General features: G+C 31.5%; 18 protein-coding genes. 11 read left to right on the top strand and 7 right to left on the bottom strand.

Annotation, left to right across the window (positions count from 1 at the left end; genetic code table 11):
• Positions 1 to 52: 52 nt before the first annotated feature.
• From E5167_RS12745 to E5167_RS12720, 6 genes are all read left to right on the top strand, one after another.
• The gene (locus tag E5167_RS12745; RefSeq protein ID WP_136844543.1) at positions 53 to 949 is read left to right on the top strand and encodes a serine hydrolase; all 897 of its coding nucleotides are present in this window, start codon (positions 53 to 55) and stop codon (positions 947 to 949) included.
• 128 nt (positions 950 to 1,077) lie between these two features.
• Entirely contained in the window at positions 1,078 to 2,427 is a 1,350-nt protein-coding gene (locus tag E5167_RS12740) for a hypothetical protein (RefSeq protein WP_136844542.1), read from the top strand.
• Between the two features lie 102 nt (positions 2,428 to 2,529).
• Entirely contained in the window at positions 2,530 to 3,552 is a 1,023-nt protein-coding gene (locus E5167_RS12735; RefSeq protein WP_211242154.1) for a sensor histidine kinase, read from the top strand.
• On the top strand, positions 3,545 to 4,570 hold the full coding sequence (locus tag E5167_RS12730) for a histidine kinase (RefSeq protein WP_136844540.1): 1,026 nt from the start codon (positions 3,545 to 3,547) through the stop codon (positions 4,568 to 4,570). Before E5167_RS12735 ends, E5167_RS12730 begins: the two co-directional genes overlap by 8 nt.
• Positions 4,567 to 5,322, top strand: coding sequence for a LytR/AlgR family response regulator transcription factor (locus tag E5167_RS12725; protein WP_136844539.1), 756 nt, complete (start codon positions 4,567 to 4,569; stop codon positions 5,320 to 5,322). The genes E5167_RS12730 and E5167_RS12725 overlap by 4 nt, the downstream gene beginning before the upstream one ends.
• Positions 5,323 to 5,449: 127 nt before the next feature.
• A complete protein-coding gene (locus E5167_RS12720) occupies positions 5,450 to 7,264 on the top strand; it encodes a dienelactone hydrolase family protein (RefSeq protein ID WP_136844538.1) in 1,815 nt (604 codons plus the stop codon).
• A 126-nt stretch (positions 7,265 to 7,390) separates the two neighbouring features.
• On the opposite strand, the gene E5167_RS12715 is transcribed toward E5167_RS12720, so the two are convergent.
• The 6 genes from E5167_RS12715 to E5167_RS12690 form a co-directional block, all read right to left on the bottom strand.
• Complete coding sequence (locus E5167_RS12715) at positions 7,391 to 9,034, bottom strand: tetratricopeptide repeat protein (RefSeq protein ID WP_136844537.1); 1,644 nt, start codon at positions 9,032 to 9,034, stop codon at positions 7,391 to 7,393.
• Positions 9,035 to 9,198: 164 nt separating this feature from the next.
• Positions 9,199 to 9,963 carry an SDR family oxidoreductase gene (locus tag E5167_RS12710; protein WP_239021999.1) on the bottom strand — a complete coding sequence of 255 codons (765 nt, stop codon included), beginning with the start codon at positions 9,961 to 9,963 and terminating at the stop codon, positions 9,199 to 9,201.
• Entirely contained in the window at positions 9,964 to 10,728 is a 765-nt protein-coding gene (locus E5167_RS12705) for an SDR family oxidoreductase (RefSeq protein ID WP_136844536.1), read from the bottom strand. It abuts the gene before it with no gap.
• 3 nt (positions 10,729 to 10,731) lie between these two features.
• Positions 10,732 to 11,091 (bottom strand): cupin domain-containing protein, encoded by a 360-nt coding sequence (locus E5167_RS12700; protein ID WP_136844535.1) that lies wholly within the window; start codon positions 11,089 to 11,091, stop codon positions 10,732 to 10,734.
• Positions 11,092 to 11,094: 3 nt separating this feature from the next.
• Positions 11,095 to 13,881, bottom strand: coding sequence for an alpha/beta hydrolase family protein (locus E5167_RS12695; protein WP_169301425.1), 2,787 nt, complete (start codon positions 13,879 to 13,881; stop codon positions 11,095 to 11,097).
• Between the two features lie 81 nt (positions 13,882 to 13,962).
• A complete protein-coding gene (locus E5167_RS12690; RefSeq protein WP_136844533.1) occupies positions 13,963 to 15,849 on the bottom strand; it encodes a CocE/NonD family hydrolase in 1,887 nt (628 codons plus the stop codon).
• Between the two features lie 316 nt (positions 15,850 to 16,165).
• Between E5167_RS12690 and E5167_RS12685 the strand changes: the two genes are divergently transcribed.
• From E5167_RS12685 to E5167_RS12670, 4 genes are all read left to right on the top strand, one after another.
• A complete protein-coding gene (locus E5167_RS12685) occupies positions 16,166 to 16,936 on the top strand; it encodes a LuxR C-terminal-related transcriptional regulator (RefSeq protein ID WP_136844532.1) in 771 nt (256 codons plus the stop codon).
• Positions 16,937 to 17,034: 98 nt separating this feature from the next.
• Positions 17,035 to 17,397 carry a hypothetical protein gene (locus E5167_RS12680; RefSeq protein ID WP_136844531.1) on the top strand — a complete coding sequence of 121 codons (363 nt, stop codon included), beginning with the start codon at positions 17,035 to 17,037 and terminating at the stop codon, positions 17,395 to 17,397.
• 190 nt (positions 17,398 to 17,587) lie between these two features.
• Complete coding sequence (locus E5167_RS12675; RefSeq protein WP_136844530.1) at positions 17,588 to 19,879, top strand: DNA topoisomerase 3; 2,292 nt, start codon at positions 17,588 to 17,590, stop codon at positions 19,877 to 19,879.
• Positions 19,880 to 19,943: 64 nt separating this feature from the next.
• Positions 19,944 to 20,561 (top strand): YqaA family protein, encoded by a 618-nt coding sequence (locus E5167_RS12670; protein WP_136844529.1) that lies wholly within the window; start codon positions 19,944 to 19,946, stop codon positions 20,559 to 20,561.
• 3 nt (positions 20,562 to 20,564) lie between these two features.
• On the opposite strand, the gene E5167_RS12665 is transcribed toward E5167_RS12670, so the two are convergent.
• Positions 20,565 to 22,118, bottom strand: a complete 1,554-nt coding sequence (locus E5167_RS12665; protein ID WP_136844665.1) for a DEAD/DEAH box helicase — start codon at positions 22,116 to 22,118, stop codon at positions 20,565 to 20,567.
• A gap of 231 nt (positions 22,119 to 22,349) precedes the next feature.
• Between E5167_RS12665 and E5167_RS12660 the strand changes: the two genes are divergently transcribed.
• Positions 22,350 to 22,784, top strand: a complete 435-nt coding sequence (locus E5167_RS12660) for a hypothetical protein (RefSeq protein WP_136844528.1) — start codon at positions 22,350 to 22,352, stop codon at positions 22,782 to 22,784.
• Positions 22,785 to 22,795: the final 11 nt, after the last annotated feature.

Below are 22,795 nucleotides of genomic sequence, written 5' to 3'. Positions count from 1 at the left end.
TACAGTATAGTGTATTTTATTATCTTAGAATTTTACTTTAAAAATCAACTAAATGTCAATACTTAAAAAATTAAACTTAGTAGTATTAGGAATTATGCTATTTGCTTGTCAAGAAGACAATCCATTAGATATTCTTAAAACAGATATAACGCAGCAAATTAATACTATTGAAGGAAATGTTGCCGTAGCCTTTCTAGATTTATCTAACGAAGAAAACTCAATTCTTATTAATGTTGATGAAGAATTTCATGCAGCTAGCACTATGAAAGTCCCTGTAATGATAGAATTATACAAACAACAAAACCAAGGTCTAATCAACTTAAAAGATTCTATTGTATTAATCAATAAATTTAAAAGTATTGTGGATGGAAGTCCTTATAAAATGGATATTGGAGATGATAGTGATGATGTCATTTATAGTAAAATTGGCACAAAACAAACCTTATACGACCTCATGGTGCCCATGATTACCGTAAGTAGCAATTTAGCAACAAACGTATTAATAGAGATTGTTGATGCTAAAAAAACAACGCAAACCATGCGCGATTTGGGAGCTGAAAAAATAGACGTTTTACGTGGCGTTGAAGATATAAAAGCCTACGAACAAGGTCTAAGCAACTCAACCACAGCAAGAGATTTAATGGTTATTATGAAAGCTATTGCCAATGGTACAGCTGGCACAAAGGCAGATTGCGAAGCAATGTTATCAATACTTAAAGACCAACAATGGAATGACATGATTCCAAAGTACATACCAGACAATGTTGAAGTAGCTCATAAAACTGGCTCCATAACAGGTGTGCATCATGATGCCGCTATTGTATATCCACCAAATGGCAAGACGTATGTGTTGGTGTTATTATCAAAAAACCTTAAAGATTTTGATGAAGGTACAGATAAATTGGCTAGAATATCTGAGCGAATTTATAATTATGTTGAAGCTTATTAAGACTTTTGGATAAGAATTTATAATACAAAATACAACTCACTACATAAAAATTGTAATTCACTACATTCTATTTTTTAGAAGTACTATTGTCATATACATTTGCCTCATAAATCAAAAAACGAACAATTATGACAAAATCACTCATTAATCAAAAGCACTTTTTTAGTTTGCTATTTTTCGCATTGCTTTTAGCAATGCCAATCAATTCATACGCTCAAACCAACACAAATATTTCTAACAACAATGGTAAGAGTAGAATTAGTATCTCCAATAATGGTAAGGACTTTAAAATAGAATATGAAGGAGATATTACTTTATCTAATGATGACACAGATATTGTTGCCATTTCTAGTGGTGGCTTTATAGAAATTGAACGCTCTTCATTTGGAAATAGAAGACGTATAGTTATTGAATCTGATAGAAATGGTAACCTTATTAAAAAATATTTTGAGGGACGCACAGAAAAAAACTTTACTCCAGAGGGCCAAAAATGGTTAGCAGAAGTTCTCCAAGAAATAGTTAGAACAACTACAATTGGTGCAGAAAGTCGTGTTAATCGTTTTTATAATAATGGTGGTGCTAATGCTGTACTAGCTGAAATTAAAAGAATAGAAAGCGACTACGTAAAGGCAGCTTATTTTAAGTTATTATTAAATAAAAGTTTAAATAACAGCGACTTAGTTGAAGTTATTAATACAGCAGGTAATGAAATAGAGTCCGATCATTATTTGGCAAGTATTCTTACTAGTAATCAAAAAGCTTTTTTATCAAGTAATCAAACTATAACAGCCTACATTAATGCTGCTAAAGGCTTAGAGTCTGATCATTATATGACCAATGTTCTTAAAAAAGTAATAAATGATAAATCTATAAGTGATAGCCAAATGGATAGCTTGCTTGAAATTGCTACAAATATTAACTCCGATCATTATATTACTCAAGTTTTAACTGAAGTAATGGATAGCAGAACGTTAAACTCTCAAAATATTTCGAATATTATTTCTTTATCTAAAGACATTCAATCTGACCATTATAAAGCTCAAGTACTAAAAAAGGTAATTAATGATAAAGACCTTCCAAGTAATGCGTATAAAGCTTTTTTAGGAACATTAAGCGATATACAATCAGATCATTATATTACTGAAGTAATTAATACGCTATTGAGTAAAAAACTAGATAACAGTACCAGTTCATTAAATAATTTACTAGAAGTCGTAAAGAATAGTGTTGGGTCAGATCATTATGCAGCTACTATTTACATGAAAATAGCTAATCAAAACCTGTCAGATGATCAGTTAGTTTCGGCACTTAATTCTTTAACTCATATTCAGTCGGATCATTCTATGTCACAAGCTTTAATGGCTTTTGCTAATAAAGTTAAGAATTCACCAGAACGCGTAAAATCGGCTTATAGAGCAGCTGCAAAATCTATAGGATCAGACCATTATTATGGTCGTGCAGTAAAAGCTATAGACTAACCAAACAAATACCAAGGTAATTAGTTATACTAAGTTTTAATTTTAGTGTAGATTGATTACCTTGGTTATATGATTTTAACTAACCAGCTCAATAATCCAAAAGTGAAAAAGCACCTGCTCATCACAGTATTAGGCATTCTATTTGGGATATTACTTTATAACTATTTTGATGCTAGTATTCATTTAATTGAACAAACTAATAATTCACTAGAATTAATATTAAGTGCTTTTTGTGGCATATTATTAGCCTATCTTATTTATACTATTTCAAAAAGGTTAGATAAGTTAATTCCTTGGAGATCTCAATTAACCAATAGGTTTGTAATTGGCATTGTTGCTTTATTTACTTGCGCTTATATTGTAGTGTTTTTAGTTGTGCTTTTATACAACAAGCTTACCAATCAAGTAGTATTAGAAAAAGAGTTATACCAAAGCAACCTTATTAAGCTAAGTATTATCCTGTTTATATTAATACTTATATATAACATTTTTTATTTTGCACTTTACTCCTATTACACCTATTCCAAACTTCAAATTGAAGCTGTAAAATATGAACGAAAACAATACGAATTTCAGTTAAAAGCTTTAAAGTCTCAATTAAGTCCTCATTTCTTATTTAATAATTTAAATACTATTTCATCATTAGCTTTTAAAGATGAAGTACAGGCTGAAAATTATATTAGAGAACTTGCAAAAATATACAAATATACACTCAATAGTTATCATACTAAATTGGTAAATATTGACAAAGAATTAGAAATAATTAAAGCCTATCTATCTTTATTAAAAACAAGGTTTGGTAGTGCACTTAACTATTCTATTAATGTGTCTGAAAATAATTTTGCAAATAAAATCCCGCCATTAAGCATACAAATGCTTATTGAAAATGCGGTTAAGCATAATCAAGCTACCGAATTAAATAATTTAAACATAGAAATATTTCAAGAAAAAGACCAGTTAGTTGTTAAAAATAATATTTCTGCAAAACCAAAAAATGTAGAGTCTTTTAATATTGGACTGAGCAATATAAATTCTAGGTTTCAGCTTTTATTTAACAAGCAAATATCAATCATTAAAGACGATTGTTTTACAGTAAAACTTCCAATAATAGTAGATAATGAATAAGTTGTTTATACATAATCCGTTATTTAGGTTATTCAGTCCTGTTTTTAGTGGTATTGTTGTGTATTTACTTATTCTTTTAATTAATAATAATGTAGAGCAACTTCAGGAACAATTTTTAGGCAAAGAGCTATATTTCTGTATTGGCTTATCTTTTATCATACATGAATTTTCTAGGCTTTTACTTTGGGTTTTTAACAAATTGCCATCAAGACTATCTTCTTTCTTTAAATTACTCATACAAGTAATTGGCTCTATGCTACTTTGTGCCATTTTAGTAACGATTGCCATTGTTGTTTACTATAAGGTTATACTTGGGTTTTCACCTAGCACAAACGAATTATGGCTTTTTAATAGTATTTTTTGTAGCATTACATTTATATACGTAATGTTACATTTAAGTCATCAATATCTATATAAGGAAAATACTAAAATTCTTAATAATGAGTATATAAAAAAGCAACTTATAGAAGATGATTTTATACAATTTGAAAAAGGAATAAATCCTAATTTGCTTTTTGAGTGCTTTGAAGCTATTATTGTACTTGCTAGAAAAAAGTCTGATAATGTTGACGACTTAATTGACCATATTGCGATAGTATATCGTTATATACTTTCAACGAAGAATAAACAGCTTGTAACTTTAGGTGAAGAACTTAATGCAGCAAAAGAATTAGTACAATTATTTAATTATTTGCCTTATAGAGTTATAACGTTAACTACTCAAACTTATTCTAACTTTTTAATTGTACCAGGAAGCCTATTAACAATCCTAGAGGATGTTATTAAAAACACCATAAATAGTAGCGACTCTTTAGACATTGAAATTAATGAAACACATGATAGCTTAGCGCTAAGCTATGTAAAGAATGATAAAATTAACTCAAAATTTAACCCCAATTTTTTGAGTGATATTAAAAACCGTTATACTATTTATAGCAAACAAGAATTAACTATTAAAAGCATTCAAGACAAGCGCATTATTAGTATTCCAAAATTAATAACAAAACCCAACCTATGAATGTAGTAATTGTTGAAGATGAAATTCCAGCATTAGAAAAGTTAGAACGCTATATTCTAAAATATGATAATACTATTAATATTTTAGCAAAACTTACTAGTATTCAAGATACTGTTACCTGGTTGCAAAGCCATAAGGATTCAGTCGATATGCTTTTTTTGGATATACAATTAAGCGAAGGACTAAGTTTTGAAATATTCAATCAAATTCAGCTGGAAAAACCTATTATTTTCACGACAGCATTCGACGAATTTGCTATTGATGCATTTAAGCTTAACAGTATTGATTACATATTAAAACCAATTACATTTACAGATGTTTCCAAGGCACTAACAAAATTTAAAGATTTTAAATCGATACTATCAAGTAGCACTTTAAAAAATGTGTCAAATGCAATTGTAAATAAATCATTTAAGGATAGATTTTTAGTGCGTCTTGGAAATCATATCCATTCCATCAAAACAAATAAAATTGCTTTATTTTATGCCGAAGGACGTACAGTGTTTTTGGTAACCACCGATGCTAAAAAGTTTGTTTTAGATTATAAGCTAGAAGATTTAAATCAAATAGTGAATCCTCAAAACTTTATGAGAGTAAACAGGACCTTTATTATAAACCTTGATGCTATAAAAGATGTAATCGTTTATTCAAATAGCCGATTGAAACTTATTTTAAACGTCGCTACAGATAATGATATCATTGTGAGTAGGGATCGTGTTTCAAGGTTTAAAGCTTGGTTTGGTGGAAATTAAAATCCTTTCATAAAACCATTACTTACAATAAACTACAACTCACTGCATCTCCTTTTTTTGCTTAATTCATTATTTAGACTTTCGCGTTATCAAAAAACAAACAGTCATTAATAAATTAAACTTAAGCATGAAAAAAAATCTTTACTTAGTAATAGCTATTGCTATTTGTACATTAACATCTTATTCGCAAAGTATTGTAACCAATCATTTAAAATATGGCGAATTTTCAGTTGGTTATAAAGTCTTCCATGAATACGACTATAGTCGTTCTTTTCATTCTAAATATGATTATTACGGAAACCCTGCAAATAATACTATTGGACGACCTATGCAAATCTCTATGTGGTATCCTGCTGAAGCTAATAATACTTTAAAAAAAATGCAGTTGAAAGATTACATTGGATATTCAGCTTCCGAAATAGATTTCTCCAAAAACACTCTAAAAGACAGATTAGTAGCAATAAATAATTTTATAAAAACTGTTGATGCATCAAAACAGGATTTGATAACTAATCTTTTAAATAAAAAAACTTATTCAGTATTAAATGCCGAAGAAATGGCTAATGATTTTCCTATAATTATTTATGCACCACCAATGAATACATCTGCAACAGATAATTACATTATTTGCGAGTATTTAGCAAGTAAAGGCTACATCGTGGTGTCTGCTTTGGCTAAAGGGCAATATACTGCATTACAAGATAGAACAGTTGCTACTGTCCACACACAAGCCGAAGATTTGGCATTTTTGCTCGGTTTTGCTAAAAAAACATACACTAACAACAATATTGGTGTGTTTGGGTTTAGTTTAGGTGGCTTAGCAAATATTGTTTTCGCCACAAAAAACAAAGCCATTGATGCTACCATTTCCTTAGATGGCTCAGTTATGTCACAAGGTTGGTTAAACACTATAAAGGATAGCAAGCTTTATAATCCTGAAGAATTTACATCTAATCTACTTTTAATTGGAAAAAACTTAAGTGCTCCTGAGCAAAATCCATCTATTTTCTATGATAGAGTAAAGTATGCAGATAAAGCACTGATAAGATACAATCATAATCAGCACAGTTACTTTTCAGGATTAAACTTACTATACGAAATGATTTTAGATGATACGTTAACATTCAAAGAAAAAGAAACTAATTATGCTTTTTATGCAGAAATGACCAAGTACGTTGGCGATTTTTTTGATCAATATTTAAAAAATAAAAATACATTTAAAGAGTTTGATAAGAAACTTTATAAGCACAATTTTGTTTTCAAAAAAGGACTACGCAAACCTTTAGATCCAAAGTCTATTGGTAAAACCATAATTGATAAAGGGTTTGATTACACCAATAAAGTGATTAACGATATCCTAAAACATGAAACACAATATTTAAAAAAATTAGACTGGAGAGAATTATTACAAGCTAGTATTTCACTAAAAAACAATGAAAGGTTAGATGAAGCTATTGAAACGTTATTGTTGTCCAACAAAGTTTTCCCTAACTGGTTTGTAACCAACCATCAATTAGGTAAGTTATATTTAGAAAAAGAAAACGAAACTTTAGCTGAAGCATGTTTTAGAACAGCTTTAAAAGACAACCCTAGACATTTTGAAAGTTTACAGGCTTTAAATGATATAAATAAAGAAGTAACAGATTACCATAAAACTAAAATAGACAATACCGTTCCTTACCTAGGAAAATATGTAGTTGATAAAGAAAGGTACAGAAACATCTATATTGAAAATGACAAACTATATCTCTCATCAAATTATTGGGACGAACCTGTTGAATTGTGGCCATATACAACCAATACATTTTTAGTTGAAAGCGACAATCCAAGAAATAATATGCAAGTTTTATTTCAATTTGACGATGACAATAACGTTAAATCACTTAGTATTAGAGGCTTAAATTCAGGAAGAATTAATGAACCCAATTTAAAAAAAGATTAATTAAAATTCGTAGGCATATTTATAACTAAATAATTTTAATTGAGTCGTCCTAAAATAGGTTGACAGTTTATAAATAAAAATTAGATAGGACCAGTGAAGTTGACTTCACTGGTTTTTTTACAGGCATTACTGTTTTATTTCCTTAATCATTTCTTGTGCATTCTTTCCAGTGTCTCCTTCTGGATCCGTCTTCAAAGCCTTGTTATAATACTCTAATGCCTTTGTTTTATCTCCAGCTTTTAAATACGCTTCAGCTAAACTATTCCAGGCGTTAGCTGAATTTGGAAATAACTCAGTCACCATTTGAAACACAAAGATAGCCTCTTGCATTTGACCACTTCCTAATACATTATACCCAGCTTTATTGAATTCGCCTTCAAAGTCAAAGAATTTATATCTTGTATCCATTACCATTCTTGCTGCTTCACTTTTAAGCTTATCCACTTCTCCTTTCATAAAAAAACTAGTCAGATATTGCATAGGGTTTAGCACAAAGTTGTTATCCGTGAAATCCAAAGCAGCTTGCAATACAGGATCTTTATTGGTCTTATACTCTTCAAAACTCATGTCTACAGCAATATGCGGAGCTAACCATTCTGCATTTTCCCATTGTGGTTTATCTTGCCACCAAGCAAACGATAAGAATACAGGAATTTTACTATTTGGTAATTCAACTGTACGATTGTCACCATAAAAATTTATGTTCTCTCCTGTTGGTTCTCCTACAAAAATAGCATTGGTATAATTACTCATTTCGTTTACTAAATTTTGACATGCTGAGAATGTTCTACGTCCTGTAATTACAAAAAGATTACCAACTCTGTTGATTTTTTTAGATTTAATAATGTTTGTAATAATAGGCTTGTTTTTATAATTATTTCCGCCACCATTTAGTCTCACATCAATAATTAACTTCTCAACATCATTAGTGTCAATAAAATTAAAAACGCGTTCATAAAATTCAGGAATTGCTTCGGTTGAATCATCCTGTATTTGACTATGCCTAACATAAACCGCTTTTTGCTCAGGAAGATATTCGTAATAATAAATTTTATCTAAATGTTTTAAATAATTTGGAGTTTTGTCTTGATTTCTAGCATCTAACCAAACATCATCTTGTTTTGTTAAACTATAGCTTACAGGAATCCTTTGATTATCTGGTAACACAGAAAATACATGCGTAAATGTTTTACCATTTTTTTCTAAAGTGAATTCTACCGAAGTTTTTAAACTCGAGGTAATACCTTGTGCATGCAAGACCTCAGGAATTCTTAAATAGTTTAGCCCATAAGCTTTGAAGAACTGGCTATTTTCAGATGGGACAGTCGGGTGAATAAGTTCTAAAGCTGTTTTAATAGGTTTACCTTCTATAGCAAGCACTTTAGCTCCAAGGGTATTTTCATGTGTTTTATGTGTTCCTTGAATAAACACACCATCATTAAAATGATATAAATTTATAGGTAATTGAGAAAAAGCAAAAGGATCTTTACTAAAGCTAATATCTGTATGACCATATTTGAACAAAGACACGATACGTGCAAACCCAACAATTATTTCATGTTGTTGTAAGTTTGGAATATCCTTGTGGAGTTTAACAACTTCTGAATCAAATATTTCTGCAGTAGTTTTTTTAAATAAAAAAGGATAGTCCTTATGTACAGTTTCCTGAAGAAATTTAAGGTCTTCTTGCCATTGTGCTTTAGTGAGATTGTTTTGGGCATACGAAATCATCACCATGTTAAAGGCGATGAAAAATAATACTTTTTTCATGTGATAATTTTAATTGTTTTCTCAAAAGTCACATGTAACATCTATTTTATAATTCCACTAAACATAGAAATTTTGGAATAGATGTTTCATATTAATTGATTTTGATTGACTAGTTATATTAATAAGAAGATTTTCTTGATAAAATGTTACAGTTTTAATAAAAATCATCTAATATGGCTTCCAGCATTCACATCGATCGTGGCACCTGTAGCATGATCCAAATCTCCACTACACATTAAAGCTACCAGTGGTGCAATGTCACTTGGTTTTGTCAATTCATTTAAAGCAATTTCATTAAGCACACGCTCTTCTCCATAAGTTTCTATAAATGATTCTGCCATTTGAGTTCTAGTAAACCCAGGTGCTATCACAAACGATTTGATGTTCTCTTTTCCAAACGATCTAGCCACACTTCTTGCTAAAGAGGTTAAACCACCTTTTGAGGCTGCATAGGCTAAATATTCTTCTGTTTCTCCTCTAAACACTGCGCGACTTCCAATGTAAATAAAACGTCCTTCTTTATTTTTCCTGAAGTGGTCAATCCCTAATTTTGTCATTATCCCAACCGAATTAAGATTAATGTCAATAGTTGATTTCCAAATATTTAACCAATTTTCAAAACTATCTCTAGTTGAATGTTGTAAAAATACACCAGCATTTAAAATAATCGTATCAATATTTCCAAATTCTGCAATCACATCTTCCATTAGATTTACAACGTCTTGCATTTTACTTAAATCTGCATGAAAGATTTTAGAATTAGTTTCAGGGTATTTTAAAACCAAAGCTTCAGCTGATGTCTTACCTGAATTATAATGAACAGCTACCTTTGCTCCCATTTTCATGGCATAATCTGCAATACCTTCACCAATGCCTTTTGATGCTCCAGTAATTAATATATTCTTATTAGTTAAATCTATATGTGTCATTTACAAAATATGTTTTATCCAACCACCATCCACTGCTAACGAAGTTCCAGTAATATAACTTGCGCGTTCACTAGCTAAAAAAGTAACTGCTGCAGCAAATTCTTCAGGATTACCAAAGCGTTTTAATGGAATTTCATCAATTGCAGATTTAAAAGATGGATTGCTTTCAATTAGAGACAATAACCTGTTTGTTTTAGTATAACCAGGCATTACATTGTTTACTGTGATACTGTGTTCACCGAGTTCACTTGCCAAGGTTTTAATTAAACCAGCTACAGAAGCGCGAACAGAATTCGATAAAATTAAATTATCAACAGGTTGCTTCACTGCTTGAGAGGTTATGGCAATGATTCTTCCCCATTGTTGCTGTTTCATTCCTGGAAGAATGGCTTTAATTAATGCTACTGTACTTGCAAGCAATAGTTTATAGGTGTTGTCCCAATCCTCCATCGATAAATCTTCAAACTTCCCAGAAGGCGGTCCTCCAGTGTTGGTGATTAAAATATCAACTTTATCATGGTGATTGAAAATTGTTTTTAAAATAATTTCTCGTTCATCTTCCTTAGCTAAATCACCAGAAACAGCAAGAACTTTCGTGTTGTACGTTTGTTCTATGTCATTTCTAGTGTTTTCTAGCTTTGCTTTATTTCTACCATTAATGATGATAGTAGCACCTTCTTTAGCCAACTCTATAGCCACAGCTTTACCTAAGCCGTCACTAGACGCGGCTATAAAGGCGACTTTATTCTTTAGGCCTAAATCCATTAACTATTTTCTTAAATAATCGTCAGTACCATCTAACCAATCTTCACGAATTGGTGACCAAGTATCAATCTCTTCTACATCGCCAATCATCAATGCTTCATGAGGAACATGTGCTGGAATTACCACAGAATCCCCAGGCCCTAAATCCATGGTTTGTTCTTTATTGGCTCCAAACCAAAATCGAATCGTTCCAGAAATAACTTGCGTTACTTGTTCATTATGATGCTCATGAAGTGGTACTAGAAATCCATCTTTAAATTTCATTTTAGCAATCATCACTTTGTCACCATAAATCATTCTGCGTTGCATTTTATCAGTCACCTGCTCTACAGGCACATCATCCCAATTAATTTTTTTTACCATGATTTAATTTTTTATTAATTCTAAACCTTGATTAATTCCTTTTTCTATTGCAGGCACACCACGTTCCATCCAAACTGGTTTTGGAGCTCCTTTTAAATAATGATCAAAAAACTGTTGCATCCTGATATTAAAATCTTTTCTGTTTTGCATTTTCAATGGCCAATGTGGTTCATCATTATAGTTTAAGAACCATGAAGGTTTACCTAAACGGCGTAAACTTACAAAGAACTCAATACCCTGATACCATGGTACATGTCCATCGGCATCATTGTGCATTATTAAAAGAGGTGTGTTAATTTTATCAATATTAAATATTGGTGAATTTTCAACATAACGTTGTGGATATTCCCAAGGCGTTCCTCCTATTCTACTTTGTGTATGCTCATATTGGAACTGTCTGCTTAAACCTGTCCACCATCTAATTCCTCCATAAGCACTAATCATGTTTGGTACAGGCGCACCAGATTCAGCAGCTTTAAAAATATCTGTTTTAGTCACTAAATAGGCTATTTGATAACCTCCCCAACTATGACCTTGAGTTCCAATATTATCTTTATCTACAAAACCTTTTTCAACTAACGACGTAATACCAGGAATTACGCAATTAAAAGCACTTTCACCAGGATAACCCTCACGATAATAGACATCAGGATTAAAAATTAAATATCCTCTACTTGCATAAAAACTGTAATTAATTGTAGATCTTCCTGCTGATGGTGCTTTGTGCCTAAACAACCCATTAGAGCTTTTTTCATAAAAGTTTACAATCATTGGGTATTTTTTATTTGGGTCGAAATCCTCAGGCTTAATAAGCATGCCTTGTAGTTTCAAACCATCTAAAGATGTCCATTCTACTAACTCAGCAGTTCCCCAATTGTATTCACTTTGTTGAGGATTGGCATTACTGATTATTTTATCTTTTTTGAAGCTTAAATTAGATATCCTAATATCTGGAAATTCTTCAAAGGATTGTCTAGTAAAAATTACATTATTGCTTAATCTAGCTTTACGAGGTCTAGAATATGAATAAGGGCCAGTTAATAGCTGCTTTCCTTTTCCATTTTTAGCATTGTACTCATAATAGCCTGAGTGCTTATTTTTCTCATCAAAGGTCGTTAATAGCCACTTACCTGAATCATCTATATAATCTTCATCTGGATTTAATCGTACATAACGATAGGTTACTTTTTGCTCTCTCCCTTTTGTTAATCGCGTGTTAGAACCATCATTAGGGTTGAATTTCCAAATATCATAACGGTCGTAAATTAATACCGCAGAATCATTTTTTGTCCAACCAGCCACACCATAAGATCCTGGGTAATTAGGCGAATCATTTAGCTCATTATAAAATACTCGTCCTTTGGTTAAATCTAATCGCTTATTAGTTGCAATATTATAGGCAACCCAAGTAGTATCTTGTGCATGGTATCCAAATACATAATTTCCTTTCGGACTCAAACTCATTGAAGACGATACATTAGTTAACACTTTATTACTAGTGCCTGTTGCTACATCTATAATTGCATAATCACTGTTTCTTCGTCCTGTCCACTGGCTTTCTAATAAATATGGCTCTTGATTGCTTACCAATGCTACTGGAGCATTTCCTTTGTCTGTTAATCGTGCATTAGGATATTCAGTAGTTGCTAATTGCACTAATTTTTTATTGTTTAAATGAACAACCGTTTGATACGATTTTTTTTGGTCGTTTTTTACTTGAAGTTCTTGCACAGTATATAAGCGAGGTTCATCATATGTCCAAACTTCTACGTTAACAATTTCTTCTTTTAATAGAGTTGTATCTTGAACAATTGGAGGTGTTGCCAATCCGAAATACATTTTAGAATCGTCTTGAGAAAAACTTATGGTTCCATCTGAAGACACACGATAGCCTTTTGGTGCTGAATCTGCATCAACAATTAATAAAGCATTAGTTTGTCCTTCTGTCCAATGATATAATTTGTTTGGTCTTACCAATGCTTTAGTGGTATCGGTGTCAACTACAAACCCTAAATTTTTACCAGAATCGCTTAATTGTAATTTGTAGTATTTTGATTTGTTATTAGCTTCGAATATTTGGGTAGAATTTCCGTTTTCAATATTCAAAACATTAACACTAGAATTTGATTTTTCATCTTCACCTGTAGTTGTATATACCAAACGTTTACCTTCTTTAGCAAAGCTAAAGTCTGTAACATACTTTAAAGTGTCTTCTTTGCCAGATACTAAATCTCTAACCACTAAATGAAAGCCATTTTTACTGCTTACTTTTTTGGTTTTCTTTTTTGTTGATTTTTTCTTAGCTTCAGTTGTGTCTGTAGATTTTTCTTGCTTAATATCAGTTAAATAATAGGCTACCACACCAGACCATTTAGTTGGCGTTTTATATGACTTTACATTTGGAATTTTGGTTAGAGATTTTGTCTTAAAACTATAAATACCCAAAGTGTCTTTTGGCATATCATCCTTTTTTACTTTACGACGTTTCATTTCTGTAACACTATCCTTCCATGCCTTTATGGTGAATAACGCATGGTTAGAATTATAATTGAATCGTCCATTTTCTGAACGTTCATACTCAAAAAGTAAAGAGGCATTAGCATCTTTAATTTTAAGATGATTATCTTTTTCTCCTTTTTCCAAAGAATACATAATATATTTACCATCTACCGAAATAGCTTGGTTTTTAATGGTATTCCAAATATCAAAATCTTTATGATCTAATATTTTCTTTTGAGCAAATGAGTTAACTCCAATAAATAATAAAATAATGTAAAGTGCCTGTTTCATCTGTGTAGTTTTGATTTCATAAAATTTTAAAAGAGCTACTAACATAGCATTAGCAACTCTTTAAGATATACTATTAATCATTTATTTTTTTGCTATTGGAAGACGTATTTGTGATGGATACTTACTAGAATGATGCACCTTGTTATGAGCTACTACACCTACTTTTTCATCATAGTTATTGCCACCAGTATTTAAGTTTCTTGCAAAACGCGGAAAGTTACTGCTAGAAATTTCAACACGAATACGATGTCCTTTTTTAAATAAGTTACTTGTTGCCATTGGAGTTAAATCGACTTCATAAACTTTTCCTTTTTCCATAAACACCTCTTTATCGTACCCTTCACGGTAACGAACACGCTGAATAGTTTCATCTAAATTATAAGCTGTACCATCTGGATACACATCAATTAATTTGATAGTAAAATCGGTATCCTTAACATCGGATGATACAAATAATTTTGACTCAATAAAACCAGTAACTTCTGTATCTTCCATTAAAATATCGGTTGTATAAACCAAAATATCATGTCTTGCTTCCATGTTTTTCTGGTCTCTAGCTCCACCTCTTACAGCATTACCAGTACAGCAAACATTTCCTCCGTGAGAAGGCACAGGAGCCATTGGGTCGTAAATAAAACCATCAGGGTTATCCTTTCCTGCTTTTTTAGTAGATAAACGTCCATCACCAAAACGACTGTTAGCCTTTCCGCCACTGTTTAAATAATACGTTACCATTTCGGTATTTGCAGGTGGCCAAACTTCTGAAGATTGCCACTCATTACTTCCCATAGTATAATATTGTACTCTAGGAGTTGTCTCTTTAAAATCGTTATCCTCGCCTTTTAACCAAAGGTCAAACCATTTAGTAATTTGCTCGTCATAGTTTAATCGCGCATCACCTACACTACGCTCTCCAACAATGGTATTTTCAGTAGCTCTTGTGTAAGCACAATGCAACGTAGGTGCTATTACTAAATATTGATTATCACGTATAAAAGCGTCTTTAGAATTATTTCTAGCGTGGTTAAACAACTTAATATTTGGTGTAATAGACACATCGTACCAAGAAGCAAACCAGAAACTAGGAGTTCCTATGTCTTTGTCATCATGGTATAAACCTCCTTTATACCAATCTGGATGGTTGGGTTTACGACGAATCATTTTATCATAAACTTCGTGCTTCCCATTAATATTTTTTAAAATGTCCTGAATTGGTAAATGACTAAGAGCTTCAGACATATCTACAGGTGGATTTTCAGGAGCTAAATCGTAAAATCTTGAGATTCTAATCAAATCTTCTTGAGTAGCTCCTTTTGGAATTCTTGGTTTAAATACATCGTGTTCTACACCATAAAGCCAAGAAAAGAAGAGCATTTGTTCTGCACCACCACGATACCAGTTTCCTTGCTCGTTAATATCGCCTACTCTACCGACTCCTGCGCCAAAGCCTTGTGGCACCATAGCAGCATGAGATGGATGGTCTAACGCAGAAACAGCCATTTGCCATTCAGCAGTTGAAGAGCACCCAAGTGTTCCTATTTTTCCGTTTGACCACGATTGGTTTTTCATCCACTCAAAGGCATCGTAGCCATCAGTAAGTGGCACACCAAGAATATCCCACTCACCTTCAGAATAATAACGCCCACGCTCATTTTGCACTACATAAGCATATCCTTTTTTAATATACTCATAAGCACGTTGATAATTACGTGTACGCTCTTCGCCATCTCCCCAAGAGTTAAAATTATAAGGTGTTCTTGAGAAAATAACAGGATATTTTCCATCGCCTTTAGGTCTGTAAATATCGGTAGCTAATCTAACGCCATCTCGCATTGGCATCATGACCTTTTGGTCAACAATAGCTATGTCTTTAAGTTTTTCTAGAATATCTCCTTGTGCTTGTAATGCAGGAATGCATAGTAAAGAACAAGCAAGAGCTGAGAATAGAGTAATTACTCGCTTTTTCATTATGTAAAAATTGGTTGGTTAAATAATGTCTTAAAGGTAGCAAAATGAATTTAGAGATTAAAACTAGATCTTTGTTTTAACAAAATTTAATTATTACCATTATTTAACTTAAATATTTAACTGTTCTTTATTAAATATGTTAATAACTTGTTTTATTCTTAAATAATAGTGTTAATATATTACATATATTTGCAGTGTCTTTCTTCCCTTGAAGCGCTTAATAGCGGAAACCTGTTTTAGTTATCAAAAATTTCACTGTAATAAATTTGGATAATTTTAATTAAAAATTATTCGTTGATTATAGCAATTTTGCAGTATGTTACTAACCAACTTTAAAAGGATTTATAAGCGAATCTCTGATTCTATAAACAATCCTACATTAACTATTAAGGATATTGATAGAATAATTACAACTGATTGTTCTATAACATATAACCCTACCTTTATATGCATTATAAATAGAAAAAATCTTGAAGTTGATTTTGTTAGTAAAAATATGCACGCATGCCTAGGCTTTGACAATATAGAATTAACATCGAATGGATTAAAATTTCTATGGAAACATATTCATGAAGATGATTTATCATGCTTGGTGAATTCATTAAGTGATATTGTTGATTTTATTGATTGTGACTTAAATCAAAAAGAAACAGAGCAATACTCTTACACTTGGAATTATAGAATAAAGCGAAAAGATAATAGTTACGTAAATATTTTTCAAAATACCACGCCATTTTTTATCGACTCGAACAAGAAACATAAAGCATTAACATACTTTACAGTAATCAATTCAAACAAAAAAATCCCTATTCAAGCTTCTATTCAATCGCTTAACTCAAATAATAACCTAGAAACCAAGTATTCTACCAATTGTTCTCAAACAGCTTTTTTAAAAAAAATTAGCAGCAGAGAAAAAGACATTATAAGATTGTTAGTAAAAAAGAAGACTAGCAAATCTATTGCTAAGCGACTATTTATTAGTTCAAATACAGTAGATACACATAGAAGAAATATTTTAAGAAAACTTAAGCTATCCTCAACAGGAGAGCTAATAAATATTCTTAAATCTCAACAAAATCTATTTTAAAATCCACACAACACATATCGCACAAAATACTCAAATTGAGTATTGTTTTCATTTCTAGATTGTTATAGCTTTACTCTAAACTATTAAATCAACATATTATGAAAAAATTAATTAAAATTACAAGTGGCGTAGCATTGATGTTTATCCTAGCATTTACATTAAGTTCATTTACTTCAAATGAGGTAATTAAAATAGAAAACAATGGTGTAGATGTTGTTGTTATTAAAGATGGAGGACGTTGGATTTTAGTAGGATGCGATGATGGCAATATCGTTCTTCCTACATCAAGTACTGACCAATATAAAAATGGAGAACTGCATATGAGCACATATATTTGGGATGTACCTGTAGAATGCTCTGAGGCTCCAAAAAAGACTGAAAAAGGAAAAAATTTAGACGGAACTCTTAGATGGCTATTTAACCCAAGTGGTAAATATATTTTAAAAGAAATTTATAACTAATCTATTGAAATAAACAAATCTTAAAGCATACTTAATAGCCAAAACTTATTTGCATCAATATAATAACGATGCTATTAGTTTTGGCTTTTTAAATATCAATAGCATTCAAATCCCTGTAAACACCTCCAAAAATCCTTCTTTATTTTTAAAAATTTATTACTTTGCTACTCTTTTAAAAAAACCTTTTTTAGTGAAAGTATGTATAGCTGAAAAACCAAGTGTTGCTCGTGAAATTGCTACTGTATTAGGAGCCAACACTAAGCATGATGGTTATTACGAAGGTAATGGATACGCTGTTACTTACACTTTTGGACATCTTTGTACTTTATTTGAACCTAACGATTATAAGCCTTATTGGAAACGTTGGGATTTAAACAACCTACCTATGCTTCCTGAAAAATTCAATGTGAAGGTTGTAGATAACGCAGGAATAAAAAAACAATTCAATATTGTAAAAAACTTATTTGATAAAGCCGATGAAATTATAAATTGTGGCGATGCTGGACAAGAAGGTGAACTCATACAGCGTTGGGTAATGTCATTGTCTAATTATAAAGGTAAAGTAAAACGCTTATGGATTTCATCACTTACAACCGAAGCTATTAAAGAAGGCTTCAACAACTTAAAACCTGCAGCAGATTACGATAATCTATACTATGCTGGATTTTCAAGAGCTATTGGCGATTGGTTGTTAGGCATGAATGCTACAAGACTCTACACGCTTAAACATGGTGGCTACAAGCAAGTGCTTTCTATTGGTCGTGTACAAACACCAACATTAGCAATGATTGTAGAGCGATTTAAAAGCATTGAAAATTTTAAACCACAACCCTATTGGGAATTACAAACATTATACAAGAACACCCTTTTTAGTTATGAAGAAGGACGGTTTTTAAACAAAGAAGATGGCGAAACACTTGCCAACAAAGTAAAAGAAAGCGACTTTGAAATCACTTCTATTAAAAAGAAAAAAGGTAAAGAATATGCACCTAAATTATTTGACCTAACAGGGTTGCAGGTATATTGCAATACAAAGTTTGGGTTTTCGGCTGAAGACACTTTGAAAATTGTGCAAAGATTGTATGAACAAAAAGTAGTTACCTACCCAAGAGTTGATACTACTTTTTTACCAAGCGATATGCATCCTAAAGTACCAGGTATATTAAAAAATCTAACTAACTATAGCAAATTAACACAACCTCTTTTAGGAAAAAAAATTAAAAAATCTGCTAAAGTTTTTAACGATAAAAAAGTAACAGATCATCATGCAATTATTCCAACAGGAATTCAAATTAATTTGCAACACAATCAACAGCAAGTGTATGATATTATTGTAAAACGTTTTATTGCTGTGTTTTATGATGACTGCCAAGTATCTAACACTACTGTTTTGGGAACAGCAGAGAACGTTACTTTTAAAACTACCGGAAAAGAAATACTATTAAAAGGTTGGCGTGTTGTATTTGAGAAAAAGGATTCACCAAAAGAAAATCAATCAGGCATACTACCAAATTTTGCTAAAGGTGAAAAAGGACCACATGAACCATCATTTTTAGAAAAACAAACAAAACCACCCAATCAATTTACTGAAGCAGCGTTGCTTCGTGCTATGGAAACTGCAGGCAAGCAAGTTGATGATGATGAAATGCGTGATTTAATGAAAGAAAATGGTATTGGTCGTCCGTCAACACGTGCAAATATTATTGAAACTTTGTTTAAGCGCAATTATATAAAGCGCAATAAAAAACAAATACTTCCTACTTTGACAGGAATTCAGCTTATTGATATTATTCAAAATGATTTATTAAAATCGGCTGAATTAACTGGCCAATGGGAAAAACAACTTAAAGATATAGAGCAAGGAACTTATAGCGCAAGTAAGTTTATAAAGAACATGAAGCAAATGGTTGATGATTTGGTTTATGAAGTTCGAAGCGAAACAAAAAAAGCCAATATTTCTCATGCTCAGGCAATCAAAAAAACATCTGTTAAAGCAAAACAGTCGTCAAGTAGTCTTATAGGAAAAACTTGTCCCAAATGTAAAAAAGGAAAACTTGCTAAAGGATCCCTAGCCTATGGTTGTAGCAACTATAAAAGCGGCTGCAATTTTGTACTTCCATTTAAATTTAAGAGTAAAAAAATATCAGAAAAACAATACATTAGATTAATTGAAAAGGGAGCTACAGTTAACTTAAAAGGGTTTGTAATTGATAAAAAAAAGATTGAAGGAAAAATTGAGTTTGGCGAGACTTTAGATTTAGTGTTTAAGCAAAAAGCTATTAAACATACAATTCCAGACAGTGTAGCCTGCCCAAAATGTCATTCCGGAACAATTGTAAAGGGCAAAACAGCTTATGGTTGTAGTAATTTTAAAAATAGTTGTGATTTCAAAGTACTATTCTCAGACATTAAACAGTTAGCAAAGGGCAAGCCTATTTCAAGAGAATTTGTATTCAATGTTTTAACACAATACAAGTCCTAAAGTTTACCTAAAATGCATTGCAATTCTACTTGGTTGTATTATTTTTGCTTTCCATTAAAATTGCATGAACTCAAATACCAAGACAAAAAAAAGCAGACTTAGGTTATTGCATCAGTATTATTCATATACTGGGTTCTATAAGTTTATTGCACTAAGTCTAAAAAAATCTATTTTGCCAATTATTGGCTTTATTGGGTTAATATTATTAGTGCACTATTTTGTAATTGATATTAATGTTGCTTTAAGTACAGTTACCGAAACGTTTAAAACCACTAGTGTTCTTGCAATATTTTTTATTTCAGAATCGTTTTTAGGCCTTATTCCACCAGAAATATTTATTGCATGGTCCAAAAAATTACCACAACCAATTTTATATTTATCTATACTAGCATTATTATCGTATTTAGGTGGTATTATCTCTTACATAACTGGTCTTAGTATTACAAGAATCCCAAAAGTACGCTATGCAATTGAAAACAAACTATCAAAGCATATTAATAATATTAGAAAATGGGGAGGTTTTTTAATAATAGTTGGCGCCTTATTCCCTATTCCTTTTGCAATGACAAGTATTGCTGCAGGTTTTATTAGATATGAATTTAAAAACTATTTACTTTTTGGTCTTTTACGCTTTGCAAGATTTTATTTGTACGCAATTGCTATTTTCAAAGTCGTGCAGTAGGGTTTAATCTTCTGGTGGATGTCCGTGGATTTCCTCAAAAACCCTGTCAAAATTTTCTCTTAAGTACGAGCGTAATTTTTTTCGATAGTCATCTTTTAACCACTCTACAAAATTAAATGTACTCTTGCTTATACACTTTGTATAGCGACTAATTCTATGATCAATATCGTCGCCTAACAACTTCATTAGTGCTAAGGCATCAAAAACATCTTCGCTATTTTCAATGCAAATTTTTGCATGATGCTGAATTGATTTTTCAAGTACTGTTTTTGTAGATTCGCCTTTTCTAATACTTGACACATAAAGTTCTCGAATATCCAAATAGACTTCTTCTGAGTTTTTAAATTCTTCACGAACATCAGGAGGCATTTCATACCTAAAATTGCTCTCAATTTCTTCGTCATTTAAAATTCCGTCTAGATAATAGTTTGGCGATTTAAAAATACGCTGCCAATCTAAATCACTTCCCCAAGGGCCAAAACGGTGAAAGTTATTACCTAAATCAATTACTTTAAAAGTTTCCTTATTATCAAGAATTCTTGATCCACGACCAATCATTTGATAATAAAGTGTTAGCGATTTTGTTGCTCTATTTAATATAATTGATTCTACTGTAGGCTCATCAAAACCAGTAGTAAGGATACTAACCGAAGTTAAAATAGCATCAGGCGTTTTTTTAAACCACTTTAAAATAAGTTCACGTTCTTTTTTAGAATGTGTATTGTCTAGATGCGCTATTGGGTATCCTGCAGTTCTAAAGGTGTCATAAACATGCAAGGAGGTGTTTATACCATTATTGAAAATTAATGTTTTCTTTCCTTTAGACGTCTCTTCATAAGCATGCAATAATTTACCAAGCATGTCATGATTGGTGTATAAGTCTTCTGAAGATTTTACAGTATAATCGCCATTAGCTCCAACAACCAATGATGTTAATCCTACATTATACGAGTATGTTTCAGCACGCGCCAAAAACTTATTTTCTATTAACGATTCAATGGTTTCCCCAACAATTAATTCGTCATAATTATCGGTCATTGGAAGATTTATATTTGAACTTAAAGGCGTAGCTGTTACACCAAGTAAAAATGACTTATGGAAAAATTTAAACAGCTTTGTAAAGGAATTATAGTGTGCTTCGTCAATAATAACAAGTCCAATGTCTGAGATATCTAATTTATCATCATTCAATCGGTTATTTAATGTTTCAACCATAGCCACAAAACAAGAGTAATCGTTTTGGTCGTCTAGCTTAGCTTTACTGTCAATGACCTTATTATGAACATTAAACTCCGAAAGCATTTTTGAGGTTTGCTTACATAACTCAATACGATGTGTCATGACCAACACCTTTTTGTTATGATGCTTTAAATATTGCCTTACAATTTCAGAGAAAATAACTGTTTTCCCTCCTCCTGTTGGTAGTTGATACAATAAGTGGTAGTCATCTGGAGCATCATCAAAAGCCTTAAAAATCTTATCAATAGCACCTTTTTGATAACTATATAACTCTTTACCTTCTTTAGTTTCTCCCTTTAATGTTGTTGATGTAAGCATTAATGCAATTATTATTAAGTTGCAAAAATACTGTCTTTCTTGAGTTTTTTCCATGTTTTATAAAAAATGTTTCCGAAAGTTTTCAAGGATTATTAACAACTTTAACCTAATAAACCAGCTTGTAAGCCATTAATCTTTTGCTATTTATTTGGTTTATAAGGGCTTTCTACCTAAATTGTTATTACATAACTCTATGTAAAACACTATTTTACTAACTAAAAACTATTTATTATGTCTAATTCAAACAAACCTGGAATAGCCTTTTGGGTGATTGGTGTTATTGCTCTCCTTTGGAATGGAATGGGTGTTAACTCATACTTGCAAATGGCTTTTAAAACGGAGGCTTCAACTGCTGGAATGAATGCCGAACAAATTGCACTTTTGAATAATGCTCCTACATGGGCAACCGCTTTATTTGCAATTGCTGTGTTTTCCGGAATTATTGCTGCAATCCTATTTTTAATGCGTAAAAAGATAGCTGTAACACTATTTGTAGTATCGTTTTTAGCAGCTACAATACAACAACTATATTGGCTGTTTGGCACCAACGCTCCTGAGGTTTTTGCTGATATGCAACCATACTTAATGCCTACTCTTATAATAGTTTTTGGTGCTTTTTGGGTGTGGTTCTCTAAAAACCAAAAAGCTAAAGGTATATTAGCATGATATACAAATTA

This window comes from Pontimicrobium aquaticum (genome assembly GCF_005047595.1).
Lineage (GTDB): Bacteria > Bacteroidota > Bacteroidia > Flavobacteriales > Flavobacteriaceae > Pontimicrobium > Pontimicrobium aquaticum.
This window is presented reverse-complemented; position numbering and strand designations above follow the sequence as displayed.